Origin of the sequence: Sphingomonas sp. ERG5, from assembly GCF_000803065.1 — a bacterium.
In the GTDB taxonomy this organism is placed as follows: domain Bacteria; phylum Pseudomonadota; class Alphaproteobacteria; order Sphingomonadales; family Sphingomonadaceae; genus Sphingomonas.
Map to the genome: position 1 here is coordinate 63441 of NZ_JSXI01000024.1, position 22261 is coordinate 85701.

Annotated in this window: 24 protein-coding genes; 12 read left to right on the plus strand and 12 right to left on the minus strand. The window is 64.7% G+C overall.

Annotation, left to right across the window (positions count from 1 at the left end):
- The first annotated feature begins 228 nt into the window (after nucleotides 1-228).
- The 8 genes from OO12_RS08910 (at nucleotide 229) to OO12_RS26805 (ending at nucleotide 6174) form a co-directional block, all read left to right on the plus strand.
- Nucleotides 229-936 carry a response regulator transcription factor gene (locus tag OO12_RS08910; RefSeq protein WP_034158319.1) on the plus strand — a complete coding sequence of 236 codons (708 nt, stop codon included), beginning with the start codon at nucleotides 229-231 and terminating at the stop codon, nucleotides 934-936.
- Nucleotides 933-2498 carry an ATP-binding protein gene (locus tag OO12_RS08915; RefSeq protein ID WP_052215689.1) on the plus strand — a complete coding sequence of 522 codons (1566 nt, stop codon included), beginning with the start codon at nucleotides 933-935 and terminating at the stop codon, nucleotides 2496-2498. Before OO12_RS08910 ends, OO12_RS08915 begins: the two co-directional genes overlap by 4 nt.
- Nucleotides 2499-2512: 14 nt before the next feature.
- Nucleotides 2513-2959: an HPr kinase/phosphorylase gene (locus OO12_RS08920; RefSeq protein ID WP_034158523.1), complete on the plus strand. Its 447-nt coding sequence runs from the start codon at nucleotides 2513-2515 to the stop codon at nucleotides 2957-2959.
- Nucleotides 2956-3897: an RNase adapter RapZ gene (rapZ, locus tag OO12_RS08925; RefSeq protein WP_034158320.1), complete on the plus strand. Its 942-nt coding sequence runs from the start codon at nucleotides 2956-2958 to the stop codon at nucleotides 3895-3897. The genes OO12_RS08920 and rapZ overlap by 4 nt, the downstream gene beginning before the upstream one ends.
- Entirely contained in the window at nucleotides 3894-4301 is a 408-nt protein-coding gene (locus OO12_RS08930) for a PTS sugar transporter subunit IIA (RefSeq protein WP_034158321.1), read from the plus strand. Before rapZ ends, OO12_RS08930 begins: the two co-directional genes overlap by 4 nt.
- Complete coding sequence (locus tag OO12_RS08935) at nucleotides 4301-4573, plus strand: HPr family phosphocarrier protein (RefSeq protein WP_034158322.1); 273 nt, start codon at nucleotides 4301-4303, stop codon at nucleotides 4571-4573. The genes OO12_RS08930 and OO12_RS08935 overlap by 1 nt, the downstream gene beginning before the upstream one ends.
- A gap of 6 nt (nucleotides 4574-4579) precedes the next feature.
- Nucleotides 4580-5380, plus strand: a complete 801-nt coding sequence (locus OO12_RS08940; protein ID WP_034158323.1) for a TrmH family RNA methyltransferase — start codon at nucleotides 4580-4582, stop codon at nucleotides 5378-5380.
- A gap of 74 nt (nucleotides 5381-5454) precedes the next feature.
- On the plus strand, nucleotides 5455-6174 hold the full coding sequence (locus tag OO12_RS26805; RefSeq protein ID WP_052215690.1) for an META domain-containing protein: 720 nt from the start codon (nucleotides 5455-5457) through the stop codon (nucleotides 6172-6174).
- Here the strand turns inward: OO12_RS26805 and OO12_RS08950 are convergent.
- Together OO12_RS08950 and OO12_RS08955 are read right to left on the minus strand one after the other, a co-directional pair.
- Entirely contained in the window at nucleotides 6171-7295 is a 1125-nt protein-coding gene (locus tag OO12_RS08950) for a 2OG-Fe(II) oxygenase (protein ID WP_052215691.1), read from the minus strand. The genes OO12_RS26805 and OO12_RS08950 overlap by 4 nt on opposite strands.
- Before the next feature lie 54 nt (nucleotides 7296-7349).
- The gene (locus OO12_RS08955) at nucleotides 7350-8750 is read right to left on the minus strand and encodes a DNA recombination protein RmuC (RefSeq protein ID WP_034158324.1); all 1401 of its coding nucleotides are present in this window, start codon (nucleotides 8748-8750) and stop codon (nucleotides 7350-7352) included.
- A 78-nt stretch (nucleotides 8751-8828) separates the two neighbouring features.
- Here OO12_RS08955 and OO12_RS08960 point away from each other — a divergent pair, with 78 nt between their 5' ends.
- The gene (locus OO12_RS08960) at nucleotides 8829-10493 is read left to right on the plus strand and encodes a formate--tetrahydrofolate ligase (RefSeq protein WP_034158325.1); all 1665 of its coding nucleotides are present in this window, start codon (nucleotides 8829-8831) and stop codon (nucleotides 10491-10493) included.
- A 17-nt stretch (nucleotides 10494-10510) separates the two neighbouring features.
- On the opposite strand, the gene OO12_RS08965 is transcribed toward OO12_RS08960, so the two are convergent.
- Genes OO12_RS08965 through recR form a run of 3 tightly spaced genes read right to left on the minus strand, consistent with a single transcriptional unit; the run spans nucleotide 10511 to nucleotide 11907 of the window.
- Entirely contained in the window at nucleotides 10511-10723 is a 213-nt protein-coding gene (locus OO12_RS08965; RefSeq protein ID WP_034158326.1) for a DUF7336 domain-containing protein, read from the minus strand.
- Nucleotides 10724-10748: 25 nt separating this feature from the next.
- On the minus strand, nucleotides 10749-11279 hold the full coding sequence (def, locus tag OO12_RS08970) for a peptide deformylase (protein ID WP_034158327.1): 531 nt from the start codon (nucleotides 11277-11279) through the stop codon (nucleotides 10749-10751).
- 31 nt (nucleotides 11280-11310) lie between these two features.
- Nucleotides 11311-11907 carry a recombination mediator RecR gene (gene recR / locus OO12_RS08975; protein WP_034158526.1) on the minus strand — a complete coding sequence of 199 codons (597 nt, stop codon included), beginning with the start codon at nucleotides 11905-11907 and terminating at the stop codon, nucleotides 11311-11313.
- 54 nt (nucleotides 11908-11961) lie between these two features.
- Between recR and fmt the strand changes: the two genes are divergently transcribed.
- From fmt to OO12_RS27965, 3 genes are all read left to right on the plus strand, one after another.
- Complete coding sequence (gene fmt / locus OO12_RS08980) at nucleotides 11962-12873, plus strand: methionyl-tRNA formyltransferase (protein WP_034158328.1); 912 nt, start codon at nucleotides 11962-11964, stop codon at nucleotides 12871-12873.
- Nucleotides 12870-13625 (plus strand): tRNA pseudouridine(38-40) synthase TruA, encoded by a 756-nt coding sequence (truA, locus tag OO12_RS08985; protein ID WP_034158329.1) that lies wholly within the window; start codon nucleotides 12870-12872, stop codon nucleotides 13623-13625. Before fmt ends, truA begins: the two co-directional genes overlap by 4 nt.
- Before the next feature lie 304 nt (nucleotides 13626-13929).
- On the plus strand, nucleotides 13930-14136 hold the full coding sequence (locus OO12_RS27965; protein ID WP_160296768.1) for a hypothetical protein: 207 nt from the start codon (nucleotides 13930-13932) through the stop codon (nucleotides 14134-14136).
- A gap of 71 nt (nucleotides 14137-14207) precedes the next feature.
- Here OO12_RS27965 and OO12_RS08990 read toward each other — a convergent pair whose 3' ends face one another.
- The 7 genes from OO12_RS08990 to OO12_RS09020 form a co-directional block, all read right to left on the minus strand.
- Nucleotides 14208-15392, minus strand: a complete 1185-nt coding sequence (locus OO12_RS08990; protein WP_034158330.1) for a class I SAM-dependent RNA methyltransferase — start codon at nucleotides 15390-15392, stop codon at nucleotides 14208-14210.
- Nucleotides 15389-16780 carry a bifunctional ADP-dependent NAD(P)H-hydrate dehydratase/NAD(P)H-hydrate epimerase gene (locus OO12_RS08995; protein ID WP_034158331.1) on the minus strand — a complete coding sequence of 464 codons (1392 nt, stop codon included), beginning with the start codon at nucleotides 16778-16780 and terminating at the stop codon, nucleotides 15389-15391. The genes OO12_RS08990 and OO12_RS08995 overlap by 4 nt, the downstream gene beginning before the upstream one ends.
- Nucleotides 16777-17190, minus strand: coding sequence for a hypothetical protein (locus OO12_RS09000; RefSeq protein ID WP_052215692.1), 414 nt, complete (start codon nucleotides 17188-17190; stop codon nucleotides 16777-16779). The genes OO12_RS08995 and OO12_RS09000 overlap by 4 nt, the downstream gene beginning before the upstream one ends.
- Nucleotides 17177-18898 carry a dihydroxy-acid dehydratase gene (gene ilvD, locus OO12_RS09005; RefSeq protein WP_034158333.1) on the minus strand — a complete coding sequence of 574 codons (1722 nt, stop codon included), beginning with the start codon at nucleotides 18896-18898 and terminating at the stop codon, nucleotides 17177-17179. The genes OO12_RS09000 and ilvD overlap by 14 nt, the downstream gene beginning before the upstream one ends.
- Before the next feature lie 8 nt (nucleotides 18899-18906).
- Complete coding sequence (locus OO12_RS09010) at nucleotides 18907-19641, minus strand: N-formylglutamate amidohydrolase (RefSeq protein WP_034158334.1); 735 nt, start codon at nucleotides 19639-19641, stop codon at nucleotides 18907-18909.
- A 205-nt stretch (nucleotides 19642-19846) separates the two neighbouring features.
- Complete coding sequence (locus OO12_RS09015; protein ID WP_034158335.1) at nucleotides 19847-20674, minus strand: 4-(cytidine 5'-diphospho)-2-C-methyl-D-erythritol kinase; 828 nt, start codon at nucleotides 20672-20674, stop codon at nucleotides 19847-19849.
- Nucleotides 20671-22260, minus strand: coding sequence for a tetratricopeptide repeat protein (locus tag OO12_RS09020; protein WP_052215693.1), 1590 nt, complete (start codon nucleotides 22258-22260; stop codon nucleotides 20671-20673). Before OO12_RS09020 ends, OO12_RS09015 begins: the two co-directional genes overlap by 4 nt.
- Between the last annotated feature and the right edge of the window lies 1 nt (nucleotide 22261).

Here is a 22261-nt window from a genome sequence, read left to right on the forward strand (position 1 = left end):
TCATTCCGCCCCTGTTAATCGCCCTTGTTCCATAATCGCGGCGATGGGCCATATATTGCTGAAATACCGCCACAAATTCGCACAGGGGATCCAGGATAACAGCGGTGGCTTTTTTATTCCGGTAAAACAGCGGCCCGCCGCCCGGCAAACCACCACGCACCGGACAAGCCGGTTGAGCCGACCCCGGCTTTGCACTACCTCATCCGTAACAAATAATGAGGGTCCCGAATGACGGCGACGATCGCGCTAGTCGATGACGACCGCAATATCCTGACGTCCGTGTCGATCGCGCTGCAGGCCGAGGGCTTTGTCACGCGCGTCTATTCGGATGGCGAAACCGCGCTGAAAGCGCTGATCGAGAATCCGCCCGACCTGGCGATCTTCGATATCAAGATGCCGCGGATGGACGGGCTGGAGCTGCTGCGGCGGCTGCGCGAGAAGCAGGCGACGCCGGTCATCTTCCTGACCTCAAAGGATGATGAGCTCGACGAGGCGCTCGGCCTTGCGATGGGTGCGGATGATTATATCGCCAAGCCCTTTTCGCAACGCCTGCTGATCGCGCGCATCCGGGCGATCCTGCGCCGCACCGAACTGGCCCAGGCCGGGCCCGCGGGCGACGAGGAGACGGCGGCGGGCGAACTGGAGCGCGGACGGCTGACCATGGATACCGCGCGGCACCGCGTCACCTGGGGCGGGAAGAACGTCACGCTGACCGTGACCGAATTCCTGATCCTCGAGACGTTGGCGCAGCGGCCGGGCATCGTGAAGACGCGCAACCAGTTGATGGATGCCGCCTATCAGGACGATATCTATGTCGATGACCGCACCATCGACAGCCATATCAAGCGGGTACGGCGCAAGTTCCGGCAGATCGACCCCGAATTCGATGCCATCGAAACGCTGTATGGCGCCGGATATCGCTTCTCCGAGGAATGAAGCGGGAGGTTGATGACGGCGAGCTGACGCTTCGCTGGTCCGGCCGTGTTTCGCTCACGCCGCGGATCCTGTTCGTCAACATCTTCGCGCTGGCGCTGCTCGCGGGCGGGTTTTTCTATCTCGATTCCTATCGCAGCCGGATCGTCGACAGCCGTGTGGCGCAGGCGAGCCGCGAGGTGCGGCTGATCGCCGAAGCGATGCGCTCGGTCCAGCCAGCGCGACGCGACGCGCTGGCGTTGCGCCTCGCGCGCGATACCGGCGCGCGGCTGCGGCTTTATGACGAGGCGGGGACGCTGATCAGCGACACGCGCGCGCTCGGCCTGCGTAACGTCGTGCTGCAGGACCCCGACAAGCAGGATTGGGGTCAGGGCGCGGCGCGCTTCCTCGACGCGATGATCGACACCGTGGTCGGCACGCCGCGCGCCCCGCTTTATCGCGAACGTATCGCCGGGCTCGACTGGCCCGACGTGCGCACCGCGCGCAATACTGAAACGGCGCCGGCGACCGTGTGGCGCGCGCCCGACCGAACGCCGGTGATTACCGCCGCCGCCGCCATTTCCGGGCTCAAGGGTGTCCAGGGCGTGGTGATGACGACGATGAATGCGACCGACATCACGCAGACGGTACGGGTCGAGCGCTTCCGGTTGAGTGTCGTGCTGCTGATCGTCGCGATCGTGTCGATCCTGTTGTCATTGTTCCTCGCGCGCACGATCGTGCGGCCGCTGCGCCGTCTTGCCAGGGCGGCGGTGCGGGTCCGGCTCGGCCGCGCGCGCGAAGTGGTGGTGCCGCGCTTGCCGACGCGGCGCGACGAAGTCGGCATGCTGGCGCGCGCTTTGTCCGACATGAGCCTCGCGTTGCGCGCGCGGATCGATGCGACCGAGGCGTTCGCCGCCGATGTCGCGCATGAGATGAAGAACCCCCTCGCCTCGCTGCGCTCCGCAGTCGAGGGGCTGTCGCTGGTGCGCGATCCCGAATTGCAGGAACGGCTGCTCGCCATTGTGCGCGACGATGTCCATCGCATGGACCGGCTGATCACTGACATATCGGAGGCGTCGCGACTCGATGCGCAACTCAGCCGGGCCAAGTTCGAGCCGGTCGATATCGGCGCGATGCTCGACGGTCTGCTCGCCCAGCGCGACGATCGCGGTACCGAACGCGGCATCCGGTTGCGCTTCGATCACCGTCCGAGCGACCGGCTGATCGTGATGGGCGAAGGGACGCGGCTGGAGCGCGTGTTCGAGAATCTGATCGACAATGCCGTGTCCTTCTCGCCCGATGGCGGGCTGATCACTCTCGCCGCGTTGCGCGATCAGGACGAACTGATCATCAAGGTCGAGGATGAAGGTCCCGGCGTGCCGGAGGAAGCGCGCGAGCAGGTATTCAGCCGGTTTCAGTCGCTGCGCCCCGAAAGCGAGGAATTCGGTAAGCATTCGGGCTTAGGCCTCGCCATTGCGCGGACCATCGTCGAAGGGCATCAGGGGTCGATCGTGGTCGAATCGCGCGAGGACCGATTGAGCGGGGCACGTTTTGTGGTGACATTACCACTCAAGGATCGCAGATGAGTCGCGAGCCGAAAATGACACCAAAGACCGTCAGCGTCTCGACCGAGACGCTGCACGTTTCGACGGTGGCGATCGATGGCCGGGCCGTGTTGATCGAGGGGCCGTCGGGCGCGGGCAAGTCGGATCTGGCGTTGCGCCTGATCGATCGCGGCGCGGTGCTGGTCAGCGACGACTATACGATCCTGATCCGCAGCGGCGACACGCTGCTCGCAACCGCCCCCATGACGATCGCGGGCAAAATCGAGATTCGCGGTCTCGGCATTGTGCCGATGCCGCATGTCGAGCGTGTGCCGGTCGCACTACTGGTACGCCTGACGGATGGCTTCGACCGCATGCCGCTCGACAGGAGCGAGCGGAAGATCGCCGGGATCGCAGTCTCCGAAGTGTCACTCGACGCGCATGAAAATTCCGCGCCGATCAAGGTCGAGCTGGCGCTGAAGCGGATCGCAGCCCCGGCATGATCCGCGAACCCAAGAATATCCTGCTCGTCACGGGCATGTCGGGCGCGGGCAAATCGACCGTGTTGCGCACACTCGAGGATCTTGGCTGGGAAGTGGTCGACAACCTTCCACTGCTGCTGCTCGACCGGCTGCTCTCGGCACCGCTGCCCGAAGGGGCGGAAAGCATGTCGCAGCCGCTGGCGCTCGGCATCGGTGCACGCACGCGCGATTTCGACCCTGACAGCGTCGTGAAGCGCATCAAGCAGCTGCGCGAGGATTATGGCCATAACATCGGCATTCTGTTCCTCGATTGCGCCGGCGGCGAGCTGGAGCGGCGCTATTCGGAGACGCGGCGGCGGCATCCGCTGGCGCTCGATCGGCCGGCGAGTGATGGCATTGCGCGCGAACGGGAACTGCTTGCCCCGCTGCGGCGCGGCGCGAACCGATTGATCGACACGACCAGCATGACCGGCAACGAGCTGGCGCAGCAAGTCCGCGAGACCTTCTCGGACGAGAAGCTCGGCGCGCCGACGCTATCGGTGATGTCGTTCGGTTTCGCGCGTGGCGTGCCACGCAATGCCGATCTGGTGTTCGACATGCGCTTCCTGCGCAATCCACATTGGGTCGAAGCGCTGCGGCCGGGAACGGGCCTCGACGCCGATGTCGGCGCTTATGTCGCGGGCGACCCGGCCTATGACGCAGCGCTGGCGCAAATCGAATCGCTGCTGTTGCTGCTGCTGCCCCGCTACCGTGCCGAGGGGAAGTCCTATGTAACGATCGCATTTGGCTGTACCGGCGGGAGACATCGCTCGGTGCATGTCACGGAACGGGTAGCCGCACGGTTGCGCGACGAAGGATTTTCGCCCACGGTCACTCACCGCGATCTTGCCGCGGCGCCCCAGGACTCGCTGGAGGGTGCCCCGGCGGATGGGCCTGGAAGTGGAACTGTTTTGCAATGATCGGTCTGGTTCTGGTGACGCATGGGCGCCTCGCCGATGAATTCGTGACCGCGATGGAACATGTCGTGGGCAAGCAGGATCGTATCGCGACCATCGCGATCGGTCCCGATGACGACATGGAAGCGCGGCGCAGTGATATCGCTAACGCAATCGCTCAGGTCGATGCCGGGCATGGCGTCATCCTGCTTACCGATTTGTTCGGCGGCACGCCCTCCAACCTCGCGATCTCGCTGATGGAAAAGGGCCGGGTCGAAGTGATTGCCGGGATCAATCTCCCGATGCTGATCCGCCTTGCTTCGGCACGGACCCGGATGAAGGTCGTTGACGCCGTTGCCGCCGCGCGCGAGGCGGGGCGCAAATACATCACCGTAGCCTCCGAAGTCCTGGGCGAGGCCGCTGCCTGATGCCGGTGCAACGAACGGTCCTGATCACCAACAAGCGTGGACTTCACGCACGCGCCAGCGCCAAATTCGTCACTCTCGCCTCGACTCAACCGGTCGAACTGTCGGTCGAGAAGGATGGCGCGGGCAGCGTTACCGGCACCTCGATCATGGGCCTGATGATGCTTGGCGCGGCAATGGGTGATTCGATCACGATCAGCGCCGATGGCGATGGCGCCGAAGCAGCCGTCGGCGCATTGTGCGAGTTGGTGGAAGCCAAGTTCGGCGAGGATTGATCGCCCGTGCCACGCGAAATTACCGCCTTTTCCAACCCGCTGATCAAGCGGGTGCGCGAATTGCGCGACAAGCGCCATCGCCGTGAACAGCGCCAGTTCCTTGCGGAAGGGCTGCGCATCCTGACTGAAGCGCGCGATACCGGGCGGCTGCCCCGCACGCTGTTCTATGCCGCTGCCAGTGCGGACCATCCATTGGTCCATGCATTGTCGATCGACGTCGAGGAAGCGGGCGGCGAGTCGATTCAAACTACGCCCGACATTCTGTCCAAGCTGTCGGGCAAGGATAATCCGCAAGCGGTGGTCGGCGTGTATGACGATTTCCCCAGATCGCTGGAGACACTGGACCGGAGCAAAGCCGATATCTGGCTGGTCGCGGAACGGCTGCGCGATCCGGGCAATCTCGGCACCATCCTGCGCACCGGCGACGCGGTCGGGGCCGGCGGGTTGATCCTGATCGGGGAAAGCGTCGATCCCTTTTCGGTCGAGGCGGTGCGCGCCAGCATGGGCGCTTTGTTCACCGTGCCCGTCGTGCAAGCGGAATGGTCCGAGTTCGTGCCCTGGCTGCGCGGCGGTCCCGGTCAGCTTGTCGGCCTGAGCCTCGATGCCGAGAGCGACTATCGCGCCGCGCGCTATGCGTCGCCGACTTTCCTGCTCACCGGCAATGAAGCGCAAGGCATGCCGGCCAATTATGCCGCCGAGTGCGACTTGCTGGTCAAGATCCCGATGCTGGGTAGGGCCGACAGCCTCAACGCAGCGGTAGCGACGGCGGTGATGGCCTATGAGGTATTGGCGCAGCAGCGCGGCTGACGCCCGGCTGAACGCTTGCGTAACGATCGGTTCAGCCGCGCGACCATAATCGTGATGCTTCAAGGAGACCCGACATGAAGTTCGTCCCCACGCTCACTGTCCTTGCCCTGCTGCTCCCCGGCACCGCTGTTGCCGCGCCGCAACGCGACACGCCATCGTACAGGGCCGTCGGCACTGAACCGGGCTGGGCGCTGACGATCGATAACAGCCTGATCCGCTATATCGGCGATTATGGACGGACCAAAGTGACGACCCCGGCCCCGGTGCCGCGGCCGAGCTTCAATGGCTTGCGCTATGTGACGCCGCGCATCACCGTCGATATTACCCGCGTGCGCTGTAATGACGGCATGAGCGACCGGGAATTTCCCGACAAGGTGACGGTCGCGATCGATGGTCGCACGGTCAGCGGCTGCGGCGGCGACCCGATCGTCGCATCGGCGCCCGCTCCGGCGGCGGCGATCGACGGCGCATGGCGGATCGAAAGCGTGAACGACCGACCGACCCGGGGACCGAAATCCGCCTCTGTCACCTTCGGCGGCGGCCGGATCAGCGGCAGCACCGGCTGCAACAATTTCAACGGCATTTTCCGTTTCGAGCGTGGTTTCCTCGCGACCGGCCCGTTGGCATCGACGCGCATGGGCTGCCCCGGACCGGCGATGGCGCAGGAACAGGCGATTCTTGGCGTGCTTGGGCAGCGGCTTAGCGTGAGCTCGAACTTGAACGGCAAGCTGGTCCTGGTCGGTCGCGAACGAGCGAAGCTGGTCTTGTCGCCCGCGTTCCCCAGGCGCCGCTAAGCTTGGGACGACGCGGTGACGCCTTCAGGTGAGCCGACACGGTAACTGCTCAATTCCGGCGCCAGAAAGCGCAGATTCTGTTCGCGCAACGCCGCACCGGCATCGTCGTACAGGAACGGCAGGAACGCGTAGCGCTTACCGCGCGTCACGGGCGTTGCCTCATGCAATAACGAGCAGGAGAAGACCGCCGCGCCCCCGGTGGGCGCGCGATAGGTACGTCGGCCGAATTCGGGAAAACGCAGGTCGCCACCATCATAATCCTCGGCATTGAGGTTGATCGTGCAGGCGAACTTGCGGTGCGCGGTGCCCTTGGTGGTGTTGTCGCGGTGCGCGCGGAAATGACCGCCACCATTGTCGCCATCATAACAGGCGACGATCCAGCGCTCGATCCGCGTCGCATCGAACTGAAAGGCGCGATGGATCATCGGCCGCAGGAAACGATTGAGCCGCGCACGCAACGCCGCAATCAGTTGCTCGTCCTCGATCATGCAGTCCGATCGGCGCTTGTGGCTATGATCGACCTTCAGCACGGTCATGCCATTTTCTTCGCGCATGAAACCCGAATCTTCGCCGCCCTGCCGTTCGTACAGCTCGATAAGGTGACGACATAGCGCTGGTTCGAGAATATGCGGCGCGATCAACACCGGCGCTGTGGTGTCCTCAGGATCGGCCTTGAGTGAAGCCAGGGCAGTCATGATCTCCTCACCAGCCCCAATGTCGGCGTGCCGGACGACGCGCAGCATGGGGTCGAGCAGGAGCCAGTGCGGGCGATAGCGCCGGGACGTGCCTTCTTCCTCGACTGCGCCATATTTGCCGGACACCGCACGATCGTGATCGAGGAACCAGCGGATGCCCGGCAGCGACGGTTCGATGCGCTTTTGCTTCACGTCAGCCGGATCGATCGACACCCCGAAAAAGCATGCTTTCTCGTCATCGAACAGATGCCGGTGGCGTTCAACCAACTGCAATGCCTCCCGGCTAGCCGGCCATTCGGCGCCGCCGAGAAACAGCATGACGACCGACCGGCCGGCAACGGTATCGAACGCGAACCTTGGATTGCCGTCCAGCGCCGCGGCATGAAACCAGGGTGCGGGATCGCCCGGGACGAGAAGCTTGGCCATCCGATCGGGATAGCAAGTCGATAGTCGGTGTAAAGTCTTGCGCCAGGCCGCGATTCACTCCGCAGCCTGATCCACCTCATTTTCCAGCAACGCCGGCGCTTCGCCATAGCGCGCCAATGCTTCGACCGGTGGGACGTCCTCAATCTCGCGCGCGCCGGGCTCGATATTCAGGTCCTTCAACTTGCGCGCGGTAACCAGCGTTCGGCTTTCAAAACTCGACACGAAGGCATTGTAATTATTGACGGCCGAAGTCAGGCCACCACCGACCTTGCGCAAATCGCCCGCCGCCTTGGCGAGGCGGTCGTACAGCTCCTTGCCCAGTTCACCGATCTGACGCGCTTCCTTGGCGAGACGCTCCTGACGCCACACCGCAGACACGGTGCGGGCAATGGCGATGAGGTTGGTCGGCGTGGCGAGCAGCACGCGTTTTTCGAACGCGAAGTCCCACAAGGTCGGCTCCTGTTCGAGTGCCGCCGACAGGAAATGCTCGCCGGGGACGAACATGATGACATAGTCGGGGGCGTCGGCGAACTGGCTCCAATAGGCTTTGTTGCCCAGCCCGTTGATATGGGCCTTCATCGACGCGGCATGGAGCACCAGGCCGCGTGCCCGTTCTTCTTCGTCGACCGCACCGAACGCGTCCTGGTAGGCGTTGAGCGAGACCTTGGCATCGATCACCAGACTGCGCCCGCCCGGCACGGTAACGATCGCATCGGGACGCAACCGTCCGCCTTCGTCGCCGCCCGAAATACTGACCTCGGTCTGGAAGTCGGTATGTTCGGACAAGCCGCAGGTTTCGAGCACATTCTTCAATTGCTGCTCACCCCAGCGCCCGCGCGATTTGGGTGCATTGCGCAACGAATTGACCAGCTTGGCGGCCTCGCTGCTGACTTTCTCCTGCCCGACGCGCAACCCCTCGAGCTGGCCCTTGAGCTGATCGAAGGCGCCTTTGCGTTCGGATTCGACCTTGGAGACGGTCTCCTCATATTTCAGCAAGCGATCGCTGACCGGCTGGAGCATCGATTTGAGGTTCTGGCCGGCGGTTTCCTCGGACTGTTTGAAACGCGCATCGGCGCGGGTGAGAAACGTCTCCTGCGCCTCGGCCAGCAATTTGTTCGAAACCTCGGCAAACTGCGCCGCCATCAAGTCCTTGGCCTCGCGCAATTCCGTCAGGCGCGCCTCGAAGGCGCCGGCCTGCGCCTTCAGCGTGGCAAGATCGGTACGGGCCATGTCGCGCTCGTCGCGAATGATCTCCAACGTCTCGGCAAGCTGCGCTGCCGCCCTCGCCCGCTCTTCGGCCGACGACAGATCGATGAGGGCGCGCTTATACTCTTCGGTGCGCGCATCACGTTCGGCGCGGGCCTCCGCACTGCCCTTCCCGCCGAAAAACCAGCCAAGGCCTAGGCCTATCAGCAGGACGGCGATGAGCAGCAGTGGAACAATCAGGCCAGTCATTGAAAATCTCGATGGAACATTGCAGGAACTCTAGCGCGGAGGATTGTGTTGCGCCAGCCCTTGGCTAGGACAGCCGGCATGCAGACCGACATCGAGATCTCCCGCGCCGCGACCTTGCAACCGATCAGTGAGATTGCCGCCAAGCTATCGATCCCTCCCCAGGCGGTCGAACCTTACGGCCATTTCAAAGCGAAGATCGACCTGTCCCGCGTCCCGGCGACGGGAAAACAGGGTAAGCTGATCCTGGTCACCGCGATCAACCCGACACCGGCGGGTGAAGGCAAGTCGACCACCTCGGTCGGGCTGGCCGATGCGCTCAACCGGATCGGCAAGAAAGCGGTGCTGTGCCTGCGCGAACCGTCGCTCGGGCCATGTTTCGGCACCAAGGGCGGCGCAGCCGGCGGCGGTTATGCGCAGGTCGTGCCGATGGAGGACATCAATCTCCATTTCACCGGAGATTTCCACGCCATCACCTCGGCGCACAATCTGCTCGCGGCGATGATCGACAACCACGTCCATTGGGGCAATGCGCTCGATATCGATGTGCGACGGATCGTCTGGCGCCGCGTGCTCGACATGAACGACCGGGCGCTGCGCGATATCGCTCAATCGCTCGGCGGCCCGGCCAATGGCTATCCGCGCGAAAGCGGCTTCGACATCACGGTCGCGTCGGAAGTGATGGCGATCTTGTGCCTGGCGAGCGATCTGGAAGATCTCGAAGCACGGCTGGGACGGATCGTGGTCGCCTATACGCGCGGCAAGCAGCCCGTCACCGCGCGCGACCTGAAGGCCGATGGCGCGATGGCGGTGCTGCTGGCGCAGGCGGTGAAGCCCAACCTGGTGCAGACGCTGGAGGGCAATCCGGCATTCGTTCATGGCGGGCCGTTCGCGAACATCGCGCATGGCTGCAATTCGGTGATCGCGACGCGCGCGGCGCTCGGGCTCGGCGATTATGTGGTGACCGAAGCGGGGTTCGGCGCGGATCTGGGTGCGGAGAAATTCTTCGACATCAAATGCCGCCAGTCGGGACTGAAGCCCTCGGCAGCGGTGATCGTGGCGACGGTGCGCGCGCTGAAGATGAATGGCGGCGTGGCCAAGGCCGATCTCGGCGCGGCCGATCCCGAAGCGGTGCGGCGCGGCGGCGTCAATCTGGCGCGGCACATCGAGAATGTGCGGCAATTCGGCGTGCCGGCGATCGTCGCGATCAACAAATTCTCGACCGATACCGAGGCTGAGCTCGAGGTGATCCGCGAGATTGCCGCAGCGCAAGGGTCCGAAGCGATCCTGTGCACGCATTGGGCCGATGGCGGTGCGGGTGCCGAGACGCTGGCGGAGAAGATCACCGAATTGTGCGACCATGCGACGCCCCAATTCGCGCCGCTTTACGATGACGGCCTGTCGCTGTTCGACAAGATCAACACCGTCGCCACGCGCATCTACCGTGCGGAAGAGGCCATTGCCGACCCTGGCGTGCATGCGCAGCTGAAGCGCTGGGAAGATGCCGGGTTCGGCACCCTGCCCGTGTGCATGGCGAAGACCCAGTACAGCTTTTCGACCGATCCGGCGAAGCTCGGCGCACCGACCGGGCATGTCGTGCCGGTGCGCGAAGTACGGCTGTCGGCGGGCGCCGGGTTCGTCGTGGCGATCTGCGGTGAGATCATGACCATGCCGGGCTTGCCGCGCGTGCCGGCAGCGGAGTCGATCCGGTTCGGCAAGGACGGAGAGATCGAGGGGCTGTTCTGAAGGCGTCGTAACGCACGTCAATCAACCCCGAAACCTTCCGACCATGCGTCGCGATCAATCTCATATTGATCGATCACGAAACCATCAGGCGCATCGCGGAATCCGGCGAACTGCAGCTTGCGTTGCTTCGCTTCTTCGGCCTTCTCCGCGCTATGATAGACACCGATGAGCTTATCATCGGTATTCCCGTTATCCAGGCCGCGTGAATGCCAGAGCAGGAACACATGCATCACGCCTGCTCCCTGCCGAGAAAAATCACGCCGCCTTGCGCGCCTTGGCCAGCTTCTTGAGCACCATGTCGCGCTTTAGGCGCGAGATATGGTCGATGAACAGCACGCCGTTGAGATGATCGATCTCATGCTGGATCGCCGTCGCCATCAGGCCGTCGAATTCCTGCTCATGCGCCTTGCCGTCGCCATCGAGCCACTTGATCACACAGCGCGCGGGGCGCTCGACCTCGGCATATTGGTCGGGGATCGACAGGCAGCCTTCGGTGTAGGAGGCATAATCGTCGCTGACCGAGACGATCTCCGGGTTGATGAAGACATGCGGCGCGCGGACCGGCTTGGCGTCCTTCTCATCGCTTTCCGGCTCCTGCAGGTCGATCACGACGATGCGCTGCTCGATCGCGACCTGAGTCGCGGCGAGGCCGATGCCGCGGGCATCATACATCGTGTCGAACATGTCGGAGACGATCGCGCGGATCGAATCGTCCACGGTTGCGACGGGCTTCGCGACGGCACGCAGGCCGGGATGCGGTACTTCGAGGATTTCCAGAATAGCCATAGCCGCGAGCTAGGAAAGCGCGAGCCTGACGTCAAGCGACAGGTCGTCTCGCTCTCAGTGCCTGGGCCAACGTTCCCTCGTCGAGATAGTCGAGTTCGCCGCCAACCGGCAGCCCGTGCGCAAGTTGCGTGATGCGGATCGGAAAACGCTCGATCCGCTCGGCGATATAATGCGCGGTGGTCTGCCCCTCGAGCGTGGCGTTCATGGCCAGAACCACTTCATCCACGCCGCCGATTTCGATCCGGCGCACCAGCGAATCGATCGCCAGATCCTCGGGGCGAATGCCCTCGAGCGCCGAGAGTCGCCCGCCCAGCACATGGAAACGACCCGGGAACAGGCGCGAACGATCAAGCGCCCAGAGATCGGCCACTTCCTCGACGACGCACAGGGCGCGAGAATCGCGCCGTGGATCAGCACAGACGCCGCATGGGTTTGTTGTATCAATATTGCCGCAGATCGAACAGGTTGCGAGATTTTCCTCGACCGCACTCAGAGCAATCAGCAATGGCCCGAGCGCGGTCTGGCGCTTCTTGAGCAAGTGCAGCACCGCGCGACGCGCCGAACGCGGCCCCAGACCGGGGAGCCGCGCCAGTGCCTGTGTCAGGGCTTCGATCTCGGGAGAGGCCATCAGGAACAGATAGGGGGTTGCGCTGCCCTCCGGCAAGCGGTCAGAGCATGATCCATGCGGATCATCTTCATGGGCACACCGGAATTCTCGGTGCCGATACTACAGGCGCTGGTCGATGCGGGTCACGATGTGGCGGCGGTTTATAGCCAGCCGCCGCGTCGGGCGGGGCGTGGCAAGGCGCTAACCCCCTCCCCGGTCCAGGCGCGCGCCGAAGCCTTGAGCGTTGCCGTGCGAACGCCGGTGTCGCTGCGCGATGCCGAGGCCCAGGCCGAATTCGCTGCCTTCGGGGCCGATATCGCGGTGGTCGCGGCCTATGGCCTGATCCTGCCGCGTTCGGTGCTCGATGCGCCACGACAGGGATGCCTGAACGTGCATGCCTCGCTCCTGCCACGATGGCGCGGCGCGGCGCCGATCCAACGCGCAATCCTGGCCGGCGATGCCGAAACCGGGGTGTGCATCATGCAGATGGAGGCCGGGCTCGATACCGGGCCGGTCCTGCTGCGTGAAGCAACCCCAATCGGCGCCAGGACGGCGGGCGAACTGACCGACGCACTGAGCGCGATGGGTGCGCGGCTGATGGTGACGACGCTGGCCACGCTCGACGCCTATCCGGCCGAGCCGCAACCCGATGATGGCGTCACCTATGCGGCGAAGATCGACAAGGCCGAGAGCCGGCTGGACTTTTTGCAACCCGCCGGGGCCGTCGAGCGGCAGGTGCGAGGCTTCAACCCGCCCGGCGCCTGGTTCGAGATCAGCGGGGAACGGGTCCGCATCCTGGCGGCGGAAATACTCCCGCGCAGCGACAAGCCCAAAGCCCCGGGAACGGTTCTGGATGAGCTGCTGACCATCCAATGCGGCGATGAGGTCATTCGCCCGACCCTGCTGCAACGCGCCGGTCGTGGCGTCATGACGTCAGCCGAACTGCTGCGCGGCTTCGCCATCCCCGCCGGAACGGTGCTGACGTGACGCGCTTCGCGCTGACGGTGGAGTTCGACGGCCGGCCGTTCATGGGCTGGCAGCGGCAGAATCATGGCCCAAGCCTGCAGGCCGCGATCGAGGCAGCGGTGCTGGCGATCACTGGCGAGGCGGTCGCAGTCCATGCGGCGGGGCGCACCGATGCCGGGGTTCATGGATTGGGCATGCGTGCGCATGTCGACGTCACGCGGACGATCACGCCATTCCGGCTGATGGAAGCGATCAACGCGAAACTGCGCCCCGACCCGGTGGCGATCCTGGCGTGCGAGATCGTGGCGGACGACTGGCACGCACGCTTTTCCTGCCTGGCGCGGCACTATGAATATCGCATCGTCACGCGCCGTGCGCCGCTGACCGTCGAGCGCGGCCTCGCCTGGCGCGTGCCGATCGACCTTGATGCCGGCGCCATGGCCGAGGGCGCGGCGCGCCTGGTCGGACGTCATGACTTCACCACGTTTCGCTCGGCGCATTGCCAGGCCGACAGCCCGGTGCGCACGCTCGACCGCCTCGATGTTGTGCGCGAGGGCGAGCGGATCCTCGTAAGAGCCTCGGCACGGTCGTTCCTGCATCATCAGGTTCGATCGATGGTCGGCTGCCTAGCGCTGGTCGGCCAGGGGAAATGGAGCGCCGACGATATGAGCGCAGCGCTCGAGGCGAAGGATCGAGCGGCGCTGGGCCTGAATGCGCCGCCCGATGGCCTGTTCTTCCTGAAGGCGGATTATCCTCGGGACACCCAGCCCTGACGCTCATCGCCCAGCTGGAAGGCAAGTGTTGATGCTGGTCATGTGAAAGAGCGGGCGGCGGGGACAGTATCCTCGCCGTTGATGGTCCTAACGATTCGCCTGGCGGCATTGAATCGACGGCATTGCACTGCGCCACAGCGGGTCTGGGCCGCTTGCCGCGATCGATCGAAACTCCCGCAGCTGCGGGAGTTGTTGCGGGAGTTTCTGGGGGAAAATGCTTTTTGAGGGTTCTGCGGGAGTCTGCGGGAAAAGCTGCGGGAGTTTTGATGGATTCTCACGGGAGTTTTTCCGCTGTGCTGCGGGAGTGACGGGAAAAGGCGGGCTGAATGTCATGTTCTGTTCGATTCCGGTTCTGCCGATTCAACGGGTCGGCCGAATTGCTCTTGCCCGGCGCGCAATATTTGCGCCGGAGAGCAAGCATGACGAGGTCGAATGGACATCTGAATCGACGCGCTGCGCCGCCATGGCGAACATCGGCGCTGCACGACAAAAATTCGTGTTAATAAAGTGAGATGACAGATATTTTGCCGATCATATCGCAGATAGTCTACGCGCTTCTACGGCACCATTTGCCCTGCCCGCCTAGCGGCTGAACTTCGCCGCCAGTTCGACATGCGTGGACCAGCGAAACTGACCGACCGGCTGGATCCAGTCGAGCGTATATCCGCCCTTGCACAGCATCTCGGCATCGCGCGCGAAGCTGCTGGGATTGCATGAAACATAGGCGATCAGCGGCGCCTTTGATTCGGCCAGCAGCAATGCCTGTTCGCGCGCGCCCGCACGCGGCGGATCAAGCACGATCGCCTGAAACCGATCCAGTTCGACAGTCGTGAGTGGACGGCGGAACAGATCGCGATGGTCAGCGAAGATCTGGCGGCCGGCCAGCGCTGCGGCCGATTTGAGCGCGCCGATCGCATCCCGCGCCGCTTCGCCAGCATAGACGCGGCCCGGAAGCGCGAAAGTGAAGGTGCCGAGACCGGCGAACAGGTCAGCGGTGATGGTGGCGCCGCCGATAGCCTCGCGCACCATGGCAATCAACGCTCCCTCTCCCTCGCGGGTTGCCTGAAGAAAGGCTGCGGTCGGCAACGCAACGGGAATGCCGCTCAGAGTGATGGTGACGGGCTCAGGCTCCCAGCGGACCTCAGGACCGAGGCCGCCATCGATCGCGAAGCGCGCGACATTATATCGGCTGCAAAAGGCGCTGATCGCTTCGGCCGCGGCCAGCCCTTCGGGCTCGATGCCTTCGACCAGCAGATCAATGCCCTGGTCGGCCTCGGTCAGATGCAGGCGGGCGCGGCGGTTCTTCTTGAGGAATTTGGCGAGCAGCGGGCGTAACGGCGCGATGACCGCGAACAGCGCCGGGGTGAGGATATGGCATTCCTCGATATCGACCAGAACGTGACTGGCATTCTCGCTGAAGCCAATCTGGACCCGGCCGCCTTTCATTTCCGCCTGCAGCGCGGCGCGGCGGCGGCTGAAGGCGGGCGACAGCAAGGGTGCGCGAATTTCGGTTTCGAGCGCATGCGCCGCCAGCGCGCCCGTGATGCGGTCAATGATGAAGTCGCTATAACTGACGTCATCGAGGTGCTGGAGCTGACATCCACCACAGCGCGGAAAGTGACGGCATGGCGGCACTTGATGATGCGGGCCGGGAATGACGTCACCGGAGGCGGTCAGAGTATCACCAGGCGCAGCCAGCGCGGCGTGGCGACCGTCAGCGGTGATTCCTTCGCCACGGGCGGCAACACGAATGATGGTGTCAGTCATAAAATGCTCCTGACGGCCGTCAGGGCGTCTGCAAGGTCATCAGCGATAAAGGCGCCGCTCAGTCGCTGTGCGGCGCGCGCATGGGCCCATACGCCGGCACAGGCCGCATCGAAAGGCTTCTTGCCATTCGCCGCGAGGAAAGCACCGACCGCACCAGCCAGGACATCGCCCGTACCGGCAGTCGACAACCAGGGGCTGCCGGTCGGAGCGATGCTGACAGGCCCCTGGGGCGATGCGATGACGGTGTCGGCGCCCTTGAAGACGATCGTCGCCCCCGAATGCGCAGCGGCGGTACGAGCGCGATCGATCTTGCTGCCCTTGCCTGGACCGAACAGCGCATCGAATTCACCGGCATGTGGCGTCATGATCGCGGGCGCCGAACGACCCCGAACCGCGGCGAGCCGTGCCGCATCGAGCAAGTGGAGCGCATCACCGTCGATCACCAGCGGAGCGGATGACGCCAAAGCCTGATCGAGCCGCGCCCTTGCCTCCCCGCCCCGCCCAAGGCCCGGCCCGATAATGAGTGCGCCGATCCTTTTGTCGGTCAGTGCATCGGCAGCAAATTCTTTACGAACAATGGCATGGGGCTGTAATGCACCATGCGATGTAAGCAGCAGAACATAGCCCGCACCGGCGCGAAGAGCGGCAGTGGCGGACAATTCCGCCGCCCCCGGCATGTCGCCGCCGATGATCGCGACCATGCCACGCGAATATTTGTGCGATTCCGGACCCGGCACAGGCAGCTGCGGCACACCCAACACAGTGGCGTCGCTCGATACCGCAACCCCGATATCGAGGATCCGCACCGCGCCGCACCGTCCGGCTGCGGGGTAGAGCAAATGCGCCGGCTTCGCCGCACCCAGCGCCAGCGTGACGTCAGCGGGGGGAATGTCACCGAGCAACGCGCCGCTATCGGTTTCAACACCGCTGGGCAGATCGACCGCAATCGACAGGCGCGCGCGGCGGTTCAGCCGTCGCAGCGTGGCGACGAGCGCCGGATCGAGCGAGCGCGACAGGCCAGTGCCGAACAGCGCATCGACCAGGATCGGGGCGGATGTCGCATCGGTGAGTGTTTCGACCGGGCCGGTCCAGCCTTGACGTGCGGTGCGCGCGGCTGCGGTGGCCGGCGCCGCGAGCGCGGCAATGCGGACCGGCAAGCCCCAATCGCGCAAGGCCGTGGCCGCGACATAACCATCGCCGCCATTGTTGCCGGGACCGCAGAGGATCAGGACGTCGCTTCCCATGGCCAGACGCCTGACGACGTGAGCGACTTCGGTTCCCGCGCGGAGCATCAGGCGGTCGACGCTGGTTCCCGCGGCAATTGCCAACTCCTCCGCCGCGCGCATTTCCGCTGCGGTTACAACAGGCTTACCCGAAAGTGGCGTCATGGCGCCGTGGATGAAGGCGCGGCAGCAGGCCCGCGCACGGTGGCCGGCAGGCGATAGCGATCGCCGCCCAGCGCGACCTCGATCTTGTTGTCGGCGAGCACGGTGACCCTGGCCTGTTCCGCGCCATCGGCCGCGACCACGCCCCTGCCGTCTTTGGTCACCAGCAAGCGATGAAAGGCACCGTCGGGATGACGCACGGTCAGGATCAGGCCGTCAGCGGTGGTTTCCCGATCGATCGTGCAGACGCGCGCGAAATCGCCCGAGCCGCCCTGGGCGCAGATCAGCTCGCCCTTGTCCTCGACCGCGGCACGTTGTTCCGCCTCGACCTTGGCCAATGCGCCATGATCAGTCTTCGTCTCGCCACAGGCCGTGGCGCACAGGGCAAGCAGGATTCCGCTAGATATCCGCATAGACATGACGTTCGGCACTGGCTCCCGGATGCGTGACCGCGCCCTTATAAGCCGGGCCGACCGTCGCCGCATAGCGCCACAGCGCACCGGACTGGTAATCGTTGATGCGCGGCTGCCAACGCGCGCGCCGTTCGGCGAGCACATCGTCCGCCACATCGAGGTCGATCGTTCCCGCCGCGGCATCGATGGTGATGATATCACCATTCTCGACCAGCGCGATCGGGCCGCCCTCCGCCGCTTCAGGGCCGACATGGCCGATGCAGAACCCTCGCGTTGCTCCCGAGAAACGGCCATCGGTGATCAGCGCGACCTTCTCGCCGAGACCAAGGCCATAAAGCGCAGCAGTGGTCGACAGCATCTCGCGCATGCCCGGGCCGCCCTTTGGCCCCTCGTAGCGAATGACGATCACTTCGCCTTCGTTGATCGATCGCGCCTCGACCGCGGCGAAACAATCTTCCTCGCAATCGAACACCCGCGCCGGGCCGCTGAATTGCAGGCGGTGCATGCCGGCGACCTTCACGATCGCGCCGTCGGGGGCAAGGCTGCCGCGCAGACCCACCACGCCACCCGTCGCCATGATCGGCGTCTTGACGTCATAAATGACTTTCTGGTCGGGGTTCCAGGTCACCTGATCGATATTCTCGCCGAGCGTCTTGCCGGTCACGGTCAGGCAATTGCCGTCGAGGAACCCGCCCGCGAGCATCGTCTTCATCAGCATGTAAACGCCGCCCGCTTCGTACATGTCCTTCGCCACATACTTGCCGCCAGGTTTCAGGTCGGCGATGTAAGGGGTTGATTTAAAAGCTTCCGCTACATCGAACAAGTCGAACTCAATGCCCGCCTCATTGGCCATGGCGGGCAGATGCAGCGCGCCGTTGGTCGACCCGCCCGTCGCCGCCACGACGCGCGCGGCGTTGATGAACGCTTCGCGCGTACAGATGTCGCGCGGGCGGATATTCGCCTCGAGCAGCGCCATCACCTGATCGCCCGCCGCGCGCGCGATCTCATCCCGGCCGCGATAGGGCGCGGGCATCATGTTGGAATTGGGCAGTGACAGGCCGATCGCCTCACCGACGCACGCCATGGTGTTGGCGGTGAATTGCCCGCCGCACGCGCCATGGCCGGGGCAAGCGACCTTTTCGAGCTCGATCAGTTCCTGCAACGGGCATCCGCCCGCGGCATATTGGCCGACCGCCTCGAATACATCGACCACGGTCACGTCCTTGCCGTGATAGCTGCCGGGCAGGATCGAGCCGCCATAGACGAAAATGCTCGGCACGTTGAGCCGCAGCATCGCCATCATCATGCCGGGAAGCGACTTGTCGCAGCCGGCAAAGGCAACCAGCGCGTCGTAGCAATGACCGCGTACGCTGAGCTCAACCGAATCGGCGATCACCTCGCGGCTGACCAGCGAGGATTTCATCCCCTGATGGCCCATCGCGATGCCGTCGGTAACGGTGATGGTGTTGAAACGGCGCGGCATGCCGCCGCCCGCGATCACGCCGGCCTGCGCGGCATCGGCCTGGGCATCGAGCGTGGTGTTGCAGGGCGCGGAGTTATTGCCCGCGCTGGCGAGTCCGACGAAGGGCCGGGCGATGTCCTCTTCGGAAATCCCCATGGCATAGTAATAGCTGCGATGCGGGGCGCGCTCGGGGCCAACGGAAACATGGCGGCTCGGCAGGCGAGACTTGTCGAATATGCGGGTCATGCGACAGCCTATGTCGCGAGAGGGCCCTTTGACGCAAGTCTGTTGCGTAAGGTTTCGAGCATCGGGCCCAAAATTTCCGCCCATTTCCTGACACCGGCGGCATGGGCAATTTCGTCGTTGCGGATTTCGATCGCCAGGCTGGCGATGCCATTGGCTTCGCCATGCCGGTTAAGCGTCGCGTTGAGAATGCGGCCGGAATAGGGTTCGTTGTCACCGGTCGTGACGCCAGCGTCGCGCAGCAAATCGACGGCAAGACGCGCCGCGCGCGTGTCGCGATTATAGAGAATGCCCGCCTCCCATGGGCGGCGTCCCGCACTGCCCTGTTCGAGTTCGGGCGTGAAACTGTGGATCGAGGCAAGCAAAGTCGGGCGGTATTGCCGAACCAGTTGCGCCAGCGCGCGATGATAGGGCGCGTGGAAGCGGGCAATGCGCGCGGTGCGATCGGCCGCGACATTGCCGGGAATCGCATGCCCATCGCTGATCGTCGGCATCAGCGATGGATGATCGGGCTGACGATGAAGGTCGATCACCAGGCGCGACACGGTGGCGAAGATCGCCGGAACACCGAGATCGGCCGCCAATGCTTCGGTCAGCGGGGCTGCGCCAATATCGATCGCGATATGTTTGCCGAGCAGCGCCGCATCGATGCCGAGGTCGATGCCCGGCGGCACCGCATCGGACGCATGGTCGCAGATCAGCAGAATGCCGCCGCTCTTGCCGTCGAGAATGATCGGCGCGCTCATGGGATGAAAAGAAGGGCAGCGAGACCGAACCCGCCGCCCTTCCTGTCGGATGGCGCGCGGGAGAACCGTGGACCATCAGCGGACGCGCCGCGCAGAGCGGCGGATCCGTTCAAACGGTACGGAGCAAGAGCGATGCCAGATGCATCGCACGGAGACGGCCGACGAAAATCGCCACGGCATTGTGCCAGTTCGGGACGGAAAACTGTCATGCGAGTGTCGATTCGAGACACCACCAGCCGGGATGGCCGGCCCGGATCGCGGTGGCGGCATGGCTCCGCTCTAGCTCGGTTTCATAGAGCGCAAAACAGGTCGCGCCGGAACCCGACATGCGAACAAGGACCGGATCGGCGTGCAGCGCCAGGCGATCGAGCACATCGCCGATCACCGGCGCCACGGCGCGGGCCGGCGCCTCGAGATCGTTGCGGCCGTTGCGGGCGCGATCGAGCAACGCGCCATCGCCGATCGGTCCGCGATCGACCTTGTCCCACGCGCCGAATACCGTGGCGGTCGAAACGGCAATCCCGGGATTGACCAGCAGCACCGGCGTTCCGGCAAGGCCGTCCAGCGGCACAAGCCGTTCGCCCCTGCCCGTTCCGATCGCGCTCCTGCCCAGCAGGCACGCCGGCACGTCGGAACCAAGTGCTTCGGCGCACGCGATCAGGCGGCGGTCATCAACGGCAATGCGATGCAATCCGGCAAGTGCGCGCAACGTCGCGGCGGCGTCGGCGGAACCCCCGCCAATGCCTGAGGCAATGGGCAGGTTCTTTTGCAAAACGACCGACACTTCGTCAGATAATTCAAATTCTTGTGAGAATAATCTGACAGCCCGAGTGATAAGATTATCGCCCTCGCCCGCCAGTCCTGAGGCGAAAGGCCCTTCGATCGTCAGGCCGGCATCGCCGGGTGCCAGCCGCACCTCATCGCCATGGGTCAGGAACGCAAACAGCGTCTCGATCTCATGATAGCCATCAGTGCGGCGCGCACGGACGTGCAGCGCAAGATTGATCTTGGCCGGCGCTTTTTCGATGATCACGGGCGCCGATTGCCTTCGACTGGCCCGGACGCGATCTTGGCGGTCAGCCGCGCCGTATCGTCGGCATTGGCAACGACCGCCGCGGCGCGCCAGGAATAACGCGCCTCATAGCGACGACCGACCGCCCAATAGGCATCGCCGAGATGCTCCGAGATGTCGCCATTGGCAGGCTCGGCCCGCGCCGCGCGTTCGAGCAGCGGCAAGGCGCGCGGCGCGTCGCCGGTACGGTAATAGGCCCAGGCGAGCGAGTCGGTGATCGATGCGTCATCGGGCGCCAGGCTGCTGGCGCGTTCGAGCATCGCACGCGATTCCGCGATCTTCTCGCCGCGCTCGATCCGGGCATAGCCGAGATAATTGAGCGCCAGCGGTTCGTCGGGCGCGAGCTCAACCGCCTTTTCCAGCGCCTTGCGCGCTTCCGGCCAGCGTTTCGCCTGGTCGAGCGCACCGCCGAGTTGGACATAATGCGCCCAGGTGACGTCCTTGCCCACGCGCTTGATCGACAAGGTGAAGGCCTTGGCCGCGTCATTATAGCGCCGCGCGGCGACGAACAGTCCGCCAAGCCGCGTCGCATCTTCGCTGTCCGCGCCCGGTGCAGCCGACAATGCCGTCGCCGCCAGCAGCGCGCGTGCGGAATCTCCGGCGCGATTGAGCACCGTGATGCGGGCATCAAGCGCGACGGCATGGAACGGACTGTCGGGCCCGATCGCATGCAATGCGGCAAGCGCGCCCTCATTCGCGGCGTTGCGCGACAGGGCATCGGCCAGCAGCAACCGCGCCCGGTCATTGTCCGGCTCGACGCGCAACGCCGCGCGGATCAATGCGACCGAGATCGGCGTCGGGTCGCCCTCCGCCAGATCAGCGGCGAGACGCAGGAAAAGCCGCGACACGCCGAACCCGGCCGACGGTTTCACGCCGGCGCCAAGGCGCGAGCGGAACGCGACGATCACGCGATCGTCGCCGCGCAGCAGCGCCTGAGAGACTTCGCTCCGGCCCTGGGCGGCAAGCAATTGCGCCGCGTTGACGCGCAGATCGAGGCTCGCCTGATCGGCACCGAGCAATGCTTGCAGCGCGACCACGCCGTCATCGACTCGCCCGGTTGCGATCAGCAGCAGCGCGCGATTTTCGGCATTGAAGCGGCGCGCGATCGACTTGCCCTTGTCCGGATCGAGCCCGACAAGCGCGTCGCCGCCCGCACCGAACGTCACCCAGGCCTGAAGCGCGGGCTGGGCGAATTCGAACGGTCCGGTCGAGATACGCTTCAGCGCCGCTTGCTGGCCGGGCACGTCATTCTGCCGGATTGCCGTCGCCAGCATGAGCAGCGCCGCATCCGGGGGCGCTTCGCCATTTTTCTGCAGTATCGCCAGCGACCGGTCGATCAGCGCGTCATCGCCCGCTTCCAGCGCTTCGCGATAGGCGCGCCGGGCGACGGTGACGCTTTCCGGCGTCTGGAGCAGCGCCTGGCCATAGCTTGCCACCGCGACCTGCGTATGGCCATCGCCATCGGCGGCCCGCGCACGCGCATAGGCGCTGAGATCCGCGCCCGCCCAGGCCGGGCTCGCGGCACTCAGCGCGAGCCCCAGCAGCAAC

Coding starts and splice junctions, on each gene's coding strand:
- OO12_RS08910 (WP_034158319.1), top strand. CDS start 229: ATGACGGCGACGATCGCGCTAGTCGATGACGACCGCAATATCCTGACG.
- OO12_RS08915 (WP_052215689.1), top strand. CDS start 933: ATGAAGCGGGAGGTTGATGACGGCGAGCTGACGCTTCGCTGGTCCGGC.
- OO12_RS08920 (WP_034158523.1), top strand. CDS start 2,513: ATGACACCAAAGACCGTCAGCGTCTCGACCGAGACGCTGCACGTTTCG.
- rapZ (WP_034158320.1), top strand. CDS start 2,956: ATGATCCGCGAACCCAAGAATATCCTGCTCGTCACGGGCATGTCGGGC.
- OO12_RS08930 (WP_034158321.1), top strand. CDS start 3,894: ATGATCGGTCTGGTTCTGGTGACGCATGGGCGCCTCGCCGATGAATTC.
- OO12_RS08935 (WP_034158322.1), top strand. CDS start 4,301: ATGCCGGTGCAACGAACGGTCCTGATCACCAACAAGCGTGGACTTCAC.
- OO12_RS26805 (WP_052215690.1), top strand. CDS start 5,455: ATGAAGTTCGTCCCCACGCTCACTGTCCTTGCCCTGCTGCTCCCCGGC.
- OO12_RS08950 (WP_052215691.1), bottom strand. CDS start 7,295: ATGGCCAAGCTTCTCGTCCCGGGCGATCCCGCACCCTGGTTTCATGCC.
- OO12_RS08955 (WP_034158324.1), bottom strand. CDS start 8,750: ATGACTGGCCTGATTGTTCCACTGCTGCTCATCGCCGTCCTGCTGATA.
- OO12_RS08960 (WP_034158325.1), top strand. CDS start 8,829: ATGCAGACCGACATCGAGATCTCCCGCGCCGCGACCTTGCAACCGATC.
- OO12_RS08965 (WP_034158326.1), bottom strand. CDS start 10,723: ATGCATGTGTTCCTGCTCTGGCATTCACGCGGCCTGGATAACGGGAAT.
- def (WP_034158327.1), bottom strand. CDS start 11,279: ATGGCTATTCTGGAAATCCTCGAAGTACCGCATCCCGGCCTGCGTGCC.
- recR (WP_034158526.1), bottom strand. CDS start 11,907: ATGGCCTCTCCCGAGATCGAAGCCCTGACACAGGCACTGGCGCGGCTC.
- fmt (WP_034158328.1), top strand. CDS start 11,962: ATGCGGATCATCTTCATGGGCACACCGGAATTCTCGGTGCCGATACTA.
- OO12_RS08990 (WP_034158330.1), bottom strand. CDS start 15,392: ATGACTGACACCATCATTCGTGTTGCCGCCCGTGGCGAAGGAATCACC.
- OO12_RS08995 (WP_034158331.1), bottom strand. CDS start 16,780: ATGACGCCACTTTCGGGTAAGCCTGTTGTAACCGCAGCGGAAATGCGC.
- OO12_RS09000 (WP_052215692.1), bottom strand. CDS start 17,190: ATGCGGATATCTAGCGGAATCCTGCTTGCCCTGTGCGCCACGGCCTGT.
- ilvD (WP_034158333.1), bottom strand. CDS start 18,898: ATGACCCGCATATTCGACAAGTCTCGCCTGCCGAGCCGCCATGTTTCC.
- OO12_RS09010 (WP_034158334.1), bottom strand. CDS start 19,641: ATGAGCGCGCCGATCATTCTCGACGGCAAGAGCGGCGGCATTCTGCTG.